General features: G+C 49.0%; 10 protein-coding genes. 9 read left to right on the forward strand and 1 reads right to left on the reverse strand.

Going from position 1 to position 13184, the window contains the following annotated elements:
• The first annotated feature begins 225 nt into the window (after window positions 1-225).
• From ACVB80_RS09150 to ACVB80_RS09185, 8 genes are all read left to right on the forward strand, one after another.
• Complete coding sequence (locus tag ACVB80_RS09150) at window positions 226-2661, forward strand: polysaccharide lyase 8 family protein (protein WP_481080970.1); 2436 nt, start codon at window positions 226-228, stop codon at window positions 2659-2661.
• A 238-nt stretch (window positions 2662-2899) separates the two neighbouring features.
• Window positions 2900-4147, forward strand: coding sequence for an anaerobic sulfatase maturase (locus ACVB80_RS09155; protein WP_481080971.1), 1248 nt, complete (start codon window positions 2900-2902; stop codon window positions 4145-4147).
• 71 nt (window positions 4148-4218) lie between these two features.
• On the forward strand, window positions 4219-5826 hold the full coding sequence (locus tag ACVB80_RS09160; RefSeq protein ID WP_481080972.1) for a sulfatase family protein: 1608 nt from the start codon (window positions 4219-4221) through the stop codon (window positions 5824-5826).
• 74 nt (window positions 5827-5900) lie between these two features.
• Entirely contained in the window at window positions 5901-7379 is a 1479-nt protein-coding gene (locus tag ACVB80_RS09165) for a DUF2264 domain-containing protein (protein ID WP_481080973.1), read from the forward strand.
• A 107-nt stretch (window positions 7380-7486) separates the two neighbouring features.
• A complete protein-coding gene (locus ACVB80_RS09170; protein ID WP_481080974.1) occupies window positions 7487-8341 on the forward strand; it encodes a tagatose bisphosphate family class II aldolase in 855 nt (284 codons plus the stop codon).
• Window positions 8342-8457: 116 nt separating this feature from the next.
• Window positions 8458-9450, forward strand: a complete 993-nt coding sequence (locus tag ACVB80_RS09175) for a sugar kinase (protein WP_481080975.1) — start codon at window positions 8458-8460, stop codon at window positions 9448-9450.
• Entirely contained in the window at window positions 9440-10075 is a 636-nt protein-coding gene (locus ACVB80_RS09180; RefSeq protein WP_481080976.1) for a bifunctional 4-hydroxy-2-oxoglutarate aldolase/2-dehydro-3-deoxy-phosphogluconate aldolase, read from the forward strand. Before ACVB80_RS09175 ends, ACVB80_RS09180 begins: the two co-directional genes overlap by 11 nt.
• 6 nt (window positions 10076-10081) lie before the next feature.
• Complete coding sequence (locus ACVB80_RS09185; protein ID WP_481080977.1) at window positions 10082-10654, forward strand: DJ-1/PfpI family protein; 573 nt, start codon at window positions 10082-10084, stop codon at window positions 10652-10654.
• A gap of 406 nt (window positions 10655-11060) precedes the next feature.
• Here ACVB80_RS09185 and ACVB80_RS09190 read toward each other — a convergent pair whose 3' ends face one another.
• A complete protein-coding gene (locus ACVB80_RS09190; RefSeq protein ID WP_481080978.1) occupies window positions 11061-12446 on the reverse strand; it encodes a serine hydrolase domain-containing protein in 1386 nt (461 codons plus the stop codon).
• 350 nt (window positions 12447-12796) lie between these two features.
• Here ACVB80_RS09190 and ACVB80_RS09195 point away from each other — a divergent pair, with 350 nt between their 5' ends.
• Window positions 12797-13132: a hypothetical protein gene (locus ACVB80_RS09195; protein WP_481080979.1), complete on the forward strand. Its 336-nt coding sequence runs from the start codon at window positions 12797-12799 to the stop codon at window positions 13130-13132.
• Window positions 13133-13184: the final 52 nt, after the last annotated feature.

Genomic DNA, 13184 nt, shown 5'->3' on the forward strand with positions numbered 1-13184 from the left:
CGACTGCTTTCATTTTAACTATTTGGTTGCAGGTCACATTTCAAACTCTTTCACTGTAGGGCTTTACTTTCGTTTTTACCGCTTAATTACTTTCGTTGGTGATGTTTTGCACACGTTTGAAGGTTCGTTTTTGCCAATTTTTGTTTATTTGATCGTGATAGCTTTTCATTAATCTACTTTTGGTACGGTGGCTTCGCCAATAAACGAAAACAAACGGAGCTAAAAATGATAAAACTCTCCCCAATCACGGCTGCCTTATCGGTCGCATTGCTTGCAACGCCCGGGTGGGTGATGGCCGAAATGTCCACCAGTTCAGTGTCGAGCTCAGCGTTGATGAGTGATGCAGAGGTTGCACAGGAGTTTGTCCGTCTGCGTACCCGCTGGGCGGAAAACTTTCTCGGTGACCCGAGTGCCCCTTTTGATGCGACGCTAAAGAAAATGGTCGTGAGTACCAACAATAACGCGCAAAAACAGTGGTCAGCGATGAACACCGATGCCGGGCGCTTAAGTTTGTGGGACGATGTGGTGTTGGATAAGATCACGCCAGAAGGGCAGAAAAAGCTCGGCGCCGCGATTCGTACTTCTTATCAGCGCTTATTTATGATGGCGAAAGCCTACCGGCTTCGAGATGGGAATCTGCAAGGCAACCCGCAACTGCTGGCGGCGATTGTCGATGGTATGACTTTCCTTAACCAGCACTACTATCAGGTTGGGGGCAAAGAGTGGGGCAACTGGTGGCATTGGGAGCTGGCCATTCCCCGAGATATTCATAACACCTTGGCGCTGATTTATGATGACGTGGAGCAAAAGGTAATAACCGATCATTTAGCCGCGACGCGTTACTTTACCCCAGAGGCAACCCATCTTGGCGCAGGGCCTGGAGCGAAATGGTCGTCGAACCCGAGATACCGAGTGTCGACAGGAGGCAATCGTACCGACAATACTCAGGTGGTACTGCTGCGTGGCATATTGTCGCATAATGAAAATGAAGTCGAAGCGGCGATCGCTGGGCTACCTGCTGTTTTGCAATACGTGACTGAGAAAGATGGTTTTTATCAAGATGGCTCCTTTATTCAGCACGGTGACATTGCTTACAACGGCACTTATGGCAACGTGCTATTGGGTGGGCTTGGCTTGCAAATCAATTTAATGGCGGGCTCTAAGTGGCCCGCAGACTCCCCAGCACTTCAACAGATCTATCCCATTATCCTCAAAAGCTATGAGCCACTACTTTATCAAGGCATGATGCTGGACTTTGTCAATGGCCGAGCCATTTCACGGAACAAAGAGCAGAACCACAATGTTGGCCATCAGGTGATGAGCTCCATTTTGCACTATATTGATGGCGCGCCAAGTCAATATAAGTCGCACTTACGCTCGATGGTTAAGGCTCTGATTTTAGAAGATAACTATAAAGACTTCTTCGCCTCGGCGTCGAATATTGCTAACTATCAGAAAGCGCGCGCGTTGGTGGACGATGCAGCGGTGACGCCAAGACCTGAGCTGATCGGCCACTTTAATTTCCCCGCCATGGATCGCAGTGTGCACCGACGTCCTGGTTGGGTGTTTGCACTAGCGATGCACTCTAGCCGGTTAGGTAACTTTGAATGCATGAACAAAGAAAACCGCAAAGGCTGGTTTACCGGCGACGGAATGACCTATTTGTACAACGGCCAGCAAGATCACTACACCGATTACTGGCCAGTGGTTGACAGCTATCGGCTCGCAGGCACCACCGTTGATTCAGATCAGATGAAAGAGTGCCAGGGGCAGCGCAATCAGATAAAAGGCGGGCGCAAGTCGTCCATGCACTGGGTCGGTTCGGTCAAACTGGCCAACTATGGCGTGGCCGGGATGGAGTTCAGTAATTGGAGCGACACACTCTCTGCGAAGAAATCCTGGTTTATGCTGGACGATGAAGTAGTGATGCTCGGTTCGGATATCTATTCTTCAACGGCTTCGCCAGTGACAACAGTGCTCGCTAACCGAAAGGTTTCTGCCAGAGGAACAACAGGGGTATCGCTAAATGGGTCTGCCTGGAATGGAGCGAATGGTATGAGTCACGATGTTCGCTCTGTCAGTATCCGTAATGATCTGGTGACTGGCAGTGATTTGAGTTATGTATTTTTTGCTCCGACCGAGGTTGCTCTCAAACGTGAGCAGCGCAGCGGAAACTGGTCAGAAATTGGCACTCGTGCAGGGGCTGTGAGCGGCGAGTTTATCTCAGTGCAACTGGCACATGATGCAAGCCAGTCTGATTATGCTTACGCTTTGCTGCCGAACGCCAGCGCTCAAGCGGTGCAAGATTATGTCGCCAAACCTATGCTTTCTGTTGTTCGAAAAGATGCCATGGCGCATGCGGTTTACGATAAAAAACTCAACTTGCTCGCTGCCAACGTCTGGGGGGATGGTGAAGTTAGGGTTAACGATCAACTCACCACGTTCGACTCGTTGGCGATAATGGTTCAGCAAGAGGCTGGGCTCTATCAAGTCGCCATTTCTGATCCGACTCAACTGCAAACTACGCTGCGTTTCAAGTTGCATAAGCATATGACGCTGGTGGATGATCCGCAAAACCGAGTACAAGTTAATGCACAGCATGAACTGGTGGTGGATGTGAGTGGGCTGAAAGGACAAAGCTATCACTTTTCAGTGCGCTAATTAGTTACCCCTTCTCATTTTGCTCAGCCGACGGTTTTGACCGTCGGCTTTTTTATCGGGCTAGGCTATTTTCGTTTATGCTTGTTTTTTCCTTTCGTTTTCGATTACTCTATCAAATTGACGCTTTTGACTTTCAAATGCTTTTGAGTTGGTTGTTAATGTGAGTTTGGTCGTTTTATTTTTTCGATTTCTTTCGTATTATTTTCAAACTTCTTCGATATGAACGATGGATATTGCGATGAATCAAACCCCTCAGGCGCGTTTTCACATGATGGCAAAACCGGCGAGTTACCGCTGTAACTTAAAGTGTGACTACTGCTTTTATTTAGAAAAAGAGACCTTACTTCAAGGTGAATCGTTAGGTGAGGGGAAGAGCCCGCAGGCATCCAATCCATCGGAAAACATGTCGGATACCTTGCTCAAACGCTACGTACGCGACTACATTCGCTCCCAAGACAGTGACAGTGTTGATTTTGCCTGGCAGGGTGGAGAGCCGACCTTAGCCGGGCTCGACTTCTATAAAAATCTGGTGAGGTATCAGGCGCAATACGCCGATGGCAAAACCATTACCAACAGTTTTCAAACCAACGCGATTGCGATTAACCGTCAATGGGCCGAGTTTTTTGCCAAGCACAACTTCTTAATTGGTGTGTCGATTGATGGGCTTGCAGAGGTGCATGATAAATATCGCATTTCAGTCAATGGTAAACCCACGTTCGCCCGAGTCAAACAGGCCATTGATCTGCTCAAAGAGTACCAGGTTGAGTTTAATACTCTCACGGTGATCAATGATCAAAACTGGCAGTACGGTAAAGAAACCTACCACGCGCTTAAGCAACTCGGTAGTCAGTTCATGCAGTTTATCCCAATTGTGGAAGTCGAGGCCCATTGCCAGCAAGGGCAAAATGGTCATTACTCCCCTAGCGCCAACGCGAAACTCACCCATTTTTCGGTGCCTGCCCATGGTTACGGTCAGTTTATGACTGATGTATTTGACGAGTGGGTCAAAGAGGACATTGGTACGGTTTATGTGCGTATGTTTGACAGCATTCTTGCCACTTGGATGGGTTACCCCGCGTCTGTATGCGTGCAATCGAAGCAGTGTGGCCAGGCGATGATCTTAGAGTCAAATGGTGATGTTTACTCGTGTGATCACTACGTTTATCCCGCCAATAAGCTCGGCAATATCAGCCAAACTAACATAGCGCAGCTTGCGACTGGCAAGCAGCAACAACGATTTGGTAAGGCCAAGCACAGTAAGCTTACCTCAATATGCCAACAGTGTGAGCTACAAGCTCTCTGTTATGGCGGCTGCCCAAAACATCGCATTGAGGCCATTGAAGGGGAAAAGCATAAGCATAACTATTTGTGCGCTTCCTATCAGCGGATCTTCAATCATACCGCCCCTGCGATGCACTTAATGAGCCAAGAAATCCAAGCGGGCGGCGTGGCCGCCAGTGTGATGCCGATGCTGAGACACTTATAACCAACCCTCGCAGCATCGAATGAGTTAATCCAATACAACCAACAGTGATATCCAAAATAAAGGAGTGGAGAATGAACCTGTTATTGCCGAGAAAAACCGCCCTCGCCGGTTTGATTGCGGCGGCTTGCACCGTTACCCCGTTAATGAGTCAGGCAGCCCAGAAGGTGGAACAACCTAACGTGTTATTGATTGTGATGGACGATCTCGGCACGGCGCAGCTGGACTTTGCCCTAGATAACATTAACAAGCAGGAACTGGCAAAACGTAAAGTTCCTGAGCGCTACGATGGCGACTTTGACCAATTGTATGATGCGGCCAAACGCTCTATGCCCAACATTACTAAGCTTGCCAATGAAGGGGTGCGAATGACCAATGCCTACGTGGCAACACCTGTATGTGGGCCTTCTCGCGCAGGAATGATGACAGGTCGATTCCCCCACAGCTTTGGTACATACAGTAACGATGATGCGAAGCTTGGTATTCCGCTAGACATTAAACTCTTGCCTGCGCTGATGCACGAAAATGGTTATACCACGGCGAACATAGGCAAATACCATAATGCAAAAGTACGTAAAGTGTTTAAACCAAAAGATGAGCAGAGCCGTGACTACCACGATAACCAAATCTCTATCGCGGAACCGGGTTATGGCCCTGAAGAGCGAGGCTTTGACTACTCTTACAGCTATTATGTTTCAGGCGCCGCGCTGTACAACTCGCCAACCGTGTTTAGAAATGGCGAGAACATTCCAGCGCCAGGTTATCTAACCCATAACCTTACCAATGAGACCATTGAGTTTATTGAAAAAGCGGACAAAGCCGACAAACCGTTTTTCATCAACTTAGCTTATAGCGTGCCGCATATTCCGCTAGAACAGCCGGCACCGGCTAAATATATGGAACGCTTTAATACCGGCAATGTGGAAGTTGATAAATATTACGCACACGTCAACGCATCCGATGAAGGCATTGGCAAGATCATCGCCAAACTCAAAGAGATGGGGGAGTATGAGAATACCCTGATCTTCTTCCTTTCAGACAATGGTGCTGTGCACGAGTCGCCAATGCCGATGAACGGCATGAACCGCGCCTTTAAAGGCCAACGCTACCGTGGCGGTGTCCATGTGCCGTTTGTTGCGCACTGGAAAGGTAAGCTTCCTGAAGGGCGAGTGGATAATACCATGATCTCAGCGATGGATATCCTGCCGACCGCACTGGCAGCCGCCAAGATTGATATTCCAGCTGAAATGAAAGTGGATGGCAAAGACATCATGCCGCTGCTAAATGGCAAAAAACAGCAGCCGCACCCTTATTTGTACTGGGCGGGCCCACGTGCCCTTCACTATGACGCCACTAACACCGGATTTTGGAGCAATTACTGGAAGTGGATCACCTTCGAAACCAATGAGTTTATCCCAAGTCCATATATCGAAAAGCACTCGAAAGGCGAATGGGCGATCAAAGATCAAGAGTGGTCGTTGCACTACTACGATGATGGCAAAGGCGAGTTTGAGTTATATCACTACGCCAAAGATCCAGCAGAATCGGTCAACTTAGCTAAGCAGTACCCGGACAAAGTAAAAGAGCTAAAAATGGCGTTTTATGACTGGGTGAAAACCAAGCCTGCCCCTATTGCCTGGGGGCAAGATCGTTATCAGATCTTAACCGATTCAGCCAAATAATCATTGAGTAACACAACATAGGCCTCTTCGGAGGCCTTTATTGATGCATTCCCTGCTAGCAAAAGAGAAGTACTATGCGTAAGACGATCGCCTCCACCCCTCGCCCCACCATTCCTTATGAACATCCTGACGCCGCAATGTATTGCAAACTGTTTAAAGAGAACCTGATCCGCTTAAGGCATAAAAAACGTGCCTATTCGCGTCACGATGACATGATTCAGGCGCTTTTTAGCCGTGAGGGCGAGCCGTTAAAGCGCTTGTGTGAAACCTGGGTCAGCTATACCGCAGAGGCGTTTGAACACTATGCGGTGTGGGATTACAGCCATGCTTATTACCCAGGCCGGCCGAGCCAGCAAACGGCGCGCACTGATGCGATGGAAGGGGTCAGTCGTGTATTGCCAACCTTAGCGGCTTGGCTACATGCTCATCCAGAAGGCACTCCGCTATTGGGATTAAACGGTAAGCCGATGGATGTGGTCGCGATCATTCGCTCTGCCTTGTTAGCGGGTACCGATCCGAGTCATCAAGGTTATTGGGGCGAACCGCACGACTACGATCAGCGCATTTGTGAAAGTGCTGATTTGGCTTTGGTGCTTTGGCTGAGTAAAAAGCAGGTCTGGGCCCGGTTCGATGCCCGCCAAAAGCAGCAAGTGAGCACTTGGTTTAAGCAAGTGAACCAGCTCAATACGGTCGATAATAACTGGCACCTTTTTATTCTTACCGTGCAGTTTGTGTTGAAAGATCTTACCGGCGAAGAGCGGGTAGATAGGGATAAGTATGAGCGGATAAAAGAGTTCTACGTCGGTGACGGTTGGTTCCGTGATGGTGCGAACGGTAACTACGATTATTACAACGCTTGGGGATTCTTTTACTCTCTCTATTGGCTTGATCAAATTGATCCAAGCTTTGACCGGCCGTTTATTCAGCAAGCCATGAGCGATTTTGTCGCGGGTTATCGTTACTTTTTTACCCCGCAAGGTTTGCCGCTGTTTGGCCGCAGCGCATGCTATCGCTTATCTGCGTCTGCACCTTTGTTAGCCGCGGTTGATCAACACTCGAGTGCGATTGAGCTCGGTGAAGCCAAGCGCGCATTTCGTACCAACCTACAGTACTTTATCGCCAATGGTGCACTGAAAAACGGCGCTCCGACTCAAGGGGTGTTTGGCGATGATGGCCGATTGGTGGATAACTACAGTGGCCCTGCCAGCAGTTTTTGGTCTCTGCGGGCGTTAAATATTGCGCTTTACTCTGCCCAGCGGATCGGGCTATGGGAGGCACAGGAAACTCCGCTTGAAATTGAAAAAGGCGACTTTGATTTTACCCTCAGCGCCATTGAAGCGCGTGTGATCGGAACTTTCAAAACGAAAGAGGTCACGGTTTTGTTTCAGTCCGACTACACCGATAAACAAAGCCCAATATCCCGTCAGTTAAGCCGCCAAAGCTTGAAGTATAAGTGTTTGGAGCTGCTCACAGGGCGAGCGGCTCGGCCAAAAAACAACTTGTTACGTAAGGGGATTACCTGCTATTCATCGAAAATGAGTCATTTCTTTTGATTTCATATGCTTTCGTTTCGAAAAGAACTGTGATCTTGATCTATTTACTTTCTTTGGTTTTCGAATAGTATGAAAGCGAAAGATAACGAAGGGGTTGAGGTTTTTATATGTTTTTGGTTTCATCACGTGAGATGCTGCATAAAGCACAGTCAGGCGGTTACGCTGTGCCCGCATTTAATATTCATAATCTGGAAACCGTGCAAGTGGTGGTCGAGACGGCTGCAGAGATGTGTTCGCCAGTGATCTTGGCTGGTACGCCGGGCACTTATGCTTACGCGGGTACGGATTACTTAGTCGGTATCTGTAAAGAAGCGGCGAAACGTTATGAAATGCCGATCGCACTGCACTTAGATCACCATGAGTCTTACTCGGACATTTGCCAGAAAGTGCAGGCAGGCATTAAGTCCGCGATGATCGATGGCTCTCATCTGCCATTTGATGAAAACATTGCTGTAGTGAAAAAAGTGGTGGAATTCTGTCACCGCTGGGATTGCAGCGTTGAAGCTGAGCTGGGCCGTTTGGGTGGACAGGAAGATGATCTTATTGTCGACGCAAAAGATGCGCTCTACACCGACCCAGACAACGCGATTGAGTTTATCCAAAAAACCGGCATTGACTCGCTTGCTATTGCCATTGGTACCGCGCATGGCATGTACAAAGAAGAACCACGTTTAGATTTTGATCGTTTAGGCATTATTCGTGGAAAAACTGATGTGCCTTTGGTGCTGCATGGCGCTTCTGGTGTACCAGATCAAGACGTTCGCCGCTGTATCGAGCTTGGCATCACCAAGGTGAACGTGGCCACAGAGCTTAAGATCGCGTTTTCCGATGCCGTCAAACAGTTTTTTATTGAAAACCCTACCGCCAATGACCCTCGTCACTACATCGTTCCGGGTAAGCAGGCCATGAAACAAGTGGTGCAAGATAAAATCCGTGTTTGTGGCAGTGAAGGAAAGATTTAACCCATCCTATAGGTAATGAAACACTATTGTTAGTGCTCCTGGCTATGTCAATTAGCATTCCCCCGTCGCTAATGGCATAGCCCTTTTTTTAACCAAAATCGTTAGGCCGATAAACAATGAACGAGTGTCACGCAGCACCTCAAAAAAACGTCTCGCAAAAGAAAATCGCCATCATTGGTGAATGCATGATCGAACTAAGCGGTCAGCCATTTCAGCTCCAAACCCAAAGATTTGGCGGAGATACGCTTAACACCGCGGTTTACTTATCTCGCCTGCAAGAAGGCCTAGCTCCGTATTACGTTACTGGGCTTGGCTGTGATAGGTACAGCCAGTTGATGAAACAGAGTTGGCAGCAAGAAGGGATCAACACCTCATTGGTGGTGAATGTCGAAGATAAGCTACCGGGCCTCTATTCGATCCAAATCGATGACCAAGGGGAGCGTAGCTTTCATTACTGGCGTAGTGACTCTGCCGCGCGCTACTTGTGTGAACAGCCCCAGTTTGAGCAGTTAGTGGAGCAGCTCAAGCCGATGGACTTGATCTATTTATCTGGGATCTCGCTGGCTATCTTAGCCGATGACAGCAAAGCCATCTTGCTTGGTGCTTTAGCCCGCCTTAAGCAGCACGGGGTTAAGGTAGCCGTTGATTCGAACTACCGTCCACGTTTATGGCGTAACCGTTTTGAAGCGCGCAATTGGCTCGAGCAGCTATACCGTTTAAGTGACATTGCGTTGGTCACGGGCGAGGATGAAGAGCTGTTATTAGGCCTTGAAGATACCCCCGCAGAGCTTATTGCTGAGCGCCTGCATCTGTTGGGTGTTGAGCAAGTGGTGGTCAAGCTCGGGGCGAAGGGCGCGATGTGGTCTCATGCTGGGCAGCGCGGATATGTGGCGGGGAACCGGGTCAGCCAAGTGGTCGATACCACCGCCGCGGGCGATTCGTTCAATGGTGCCTATTTAGCCGCATGGTGCAGTGGGATGTCGATGGCCGAGTGCTGTCATTGGGGCAACAAACTCGCCGCACAAGTTATCCAGTTTAAAGGCGCCATTATCGCCAGGCAATCAACCCGTCTTATTTCTACTTTAATGAGTGAACAAAATGAACAGTAATCCATGGACAGAACAGTTGCGCCGCTTGCGCGTAATGCCAGTGATCCAAATTGAAGATGCCGATGACGCAGAGCCATTGGCGAGAGTGCTATTAGAAAATGGCTTGCCGGCCGCCGAGATCACTTTTAGAACTTCGGCTGCGGCGATGGCGATCACCCGTATTCGCCGCGCGTATCCTGAAATCATTTTGTGTGCCGGCACGGTCCTCACCGCGGAGCAAGCGGAGCTTGCGATGGCCGCAGGCGCCGATTTTGTGGTGAGCCCAGGGTTTAATCCCAATACGGTTAAACACTGCTTAGCCAATGACATTACCATTATTCCCGGTGTTAATAATCCAAGCCAGGTCGAGCAAGCGCTTGAAATGGGGCTCAATACGCTTAAGTTTTTCCCGGCAGAAGCTTCAGGCGGGATCAATATGCTCAAGTCTCTTACAGGTCCTTATAGCAACATTCAGCTTATGCCGACTGGTGGAGTGAAGCCAAATAACCTACTCGACTATTTGGCCATTCCTCAAGTCGTGGCTTGCGGCGGTACCTGGATTGCACCAACCGAAGCCATTCGAAACCACGATTGGCAAACCATTGCTAACAACGTGCGCGAAACGTGCAAGCTAATTGGTCAGTAGGAGAGTTTGAAGATGACAAAACAAGTTGCGGTTCTGTTAGCCGATGGGTTTGAAGAGGGCGAAGCTGTGGTCTTCATCGACATCATGCGCCGTTTAGATATTGAAGTAGATGTACTCTCATGCATGGAAACGACCAAGCTGCAAAGTTACTTTGAAACCCGCATTAGCGCCGATGATACGCTAAGCAACCATTGCCATCAGTTTTACGATGCAGTGATGATGCCCGGCGGGCCAAAAGGGACAGATAACTTATCCGCAAACCCTATGGTGATTGAGTTCCTTAAACGGCATATTGAAGCGGATAAGTATATCTGTGCGCTTTGCTCTTCGGGCGCTAAAGTGCTGGCCGCTAATCACTTACTTAAAGGCCGTAATTACACCACCGGCGGAGGGTTGGAAAAGCGATTTGAAGACGGTCACTTTGTTGATCAGAAAGTGGTGATTGATGGCAAGTTTATTAGCGGTAAAGGATTAGGCGTGAGTTTTGAGTTTGCCTTTAGTGTTGCTAAAGCGCTGCTGACCGATGAACAGGAGAAAGTTGACTGGCAAGCGAGCCATATCTATTTCGACCATTGGTAGCGCTTTGCTTCTGGCTATCGCTGATGGTGATCTTAGTTCGAGCTCGGCATCAGTGACGGCGGCCTGACGGCTTACAACGGTGGCGATCGCTGGGTGCGCCGGTTAAATGGCACAATGGTTATGAACCAGGCATCGGGCAAATGAGCCGTGACCCGGAATACCGGGGCCGCAGTTTACAGAGCTTGTCAGAGAACTGGCCCAGGATGGCAAAATTAATGCCAGACTACTGGGCCTGGCTGTTACTGAGCAGGAGTATGATGAACAGGATGTAAAAAAGTCTGGCACTACTTAGCCAGGTTTGGATACCCGAAAAAGTAGACCTTGCAGTGGGATGAGGTCATGCGTCACATGACGGAGCCTATATAACGGGCTCACAGCTGCATCAGGTGTGGCTGTGAGCCGGTGTTTATCGGCTTTTATGGTAACGGTGACGGAAGTTTGCCCAGTGTAAAGTAAAGCGCTGATGGTCAATCTCACCTGAAGGTGTATGTTCAAACTCAAGCAGAATACCATAGGCCTTGTTCTCAAATTCACCCTGGCTTAGTGGCGTCAGAGGTATGGCTCCCTGTCCGGTCGCCTGGCCCATCAGTTGCCCCTCCTGAAGAAACAGTGTTACCTCCGGTTCGTATGAAGGGGAGCGAAATTTACCCAGGTAAGGGGTGAGTTCCGTTTGTTCCATGGTGATACCTGGGCGATCGAGGTCAGGCAGCTCTGCAGGTTTGTCCAAATAGATCCCGGCTAAGTTGGTAATAATGTCGTCAAAGTTGCTGTTGAGGGCATTGCTGTGAACCGCAATCGCAAGATCTTCGTGTTCGAAATACACCAAACGGGAGTAGAAGCCTTCAATCCATCCGTCATGCCCATAACCGGAAAGTTCATAGACCGGATAATTAAAGACGCCTTTGCTGAACTGATTGGAGAAACTCTTCATTGCCTTCAGTGACGGTTCTGAAACCAGTTCGGCGTTAAAAAGCGCGCGGATAAAGCGGGTTAACTCTGTCGGGGTTGAAATCATCGCCCCGGCAGCAAGGATCACGCTTGGTGACCATTCGTCATACGGTAACCACTGGTAATTTGAGTAGTAGTAGGACGGAGTATCAAACCCGCACGCCTTTAAGTCGCGGCACAGCCGGGTCGCGTTCAGCCCAAGCGGCTCGGTAATATTACGTTTTAACACCACCTCATAGGGCTGACCTGTTATTTTTTCAATGATATAGCCGAGCAGCAGGTAGTTAGAATTTGAGTACTGGAACTGGTAATTGGGGCTGAACTCACTCGGGTAGGACTGAATGCGCGCAACCATTTCCGCTTCGCTTTGATTGCGTGAGTAGTAATAGTGAAAATCGGGGTTGTTCACATAGTTGTGGATGCCACTTCGGTGTGAAAGCATGTGTTCAATGGTGATGCTGTCAGCATTGGGAATATCAGGGTAGAAGGTGGCCAATGGTGTGTTAAGGGAGAGTTTTCCCTGCTCAATAAGCTGGAAAATCAGTGTTGCAGTGAAGGTTTTGGTCACCGACCCTATTTTGTACTGACGCTGCAGGGTTCCTTTTTCCCCTCTTATCCCGGTTTGCTGCTGAAAGCGAACCTTGCCATTCTCGCTGATCACAACGCTGAGCATGGCCTTGTTGTGTTTGGCCAAATCCGAAACGTATTGCTGCAGCTTCTGCTGGTCAAAGTCTTGCTTTGCCCAACTGGTGGGCACGAGCAGCATTAAACAGAGACAAGCCAAGCCTGCCAGCAGCAAAGAACGCTTATTGGTTAAGCGGGGTCGTGGGGTTAATTGCGTCATCCTGTAACTCCATCAAAATTGAAATGCTATGGAACATAGTAAATGCAATTGATTGAACAGAATGATTAATATTAGATAAATTATATAAAATTGCATAAATGGTTGAAGTGGCTCGAAAAGCCTGGAACAGATGTGAAGTCCATTGTTCAAAATGGGTTGTTTTAGACGGTTTGGCAGAGTCAATCAAAGCGAACCCAGGTTTTTCTTTCTCCGGGGTATAGGCGATACTCTCTTCAACCGTTCGACATCTTGCACCTGCAAACAGTCAGTGTGACAACACCAAAAGGCCACAACCCATGCTCATGCAAAGCTATTCCTATTATTCCGATGTCCGTGTATTCCGGTTCACTATGGACACCGACATCACCGCTGATTTCCCGCTCTGGAAGGAAGATGATGACTTCCCGCCGCTTTCACCGCGAAAGGCGATAGCCGCCTCTGAGGAGACGCTGCTTAACATGTTGTGTGAGCACCCGATAGCTGCGCCCGAGTTTCAGTCGATTGCCCTTGTCAGGGAAAAAGGAGAGGATCGGGACTGGTGGTACTACAAAGTGAGCTGGATGGTGTGGCCGGAAGACCCGTTTGAGGACAGAGGCACAATAGAGCTGCCGGTACTGCTCAGTGGTCGCTGCCCGGAGTTTGAGTCCTGCCGGTATGGGGAACATATTGAGAAGTTTTTCTCCTGAGTTTACTGACCAGATTGAACCGGCAGCCTTGGTTGTGGCTGCAGGTTCTGTT

This window comes from Vibrio sp. 9-16B-A1 (assembly GCF_056726165.1).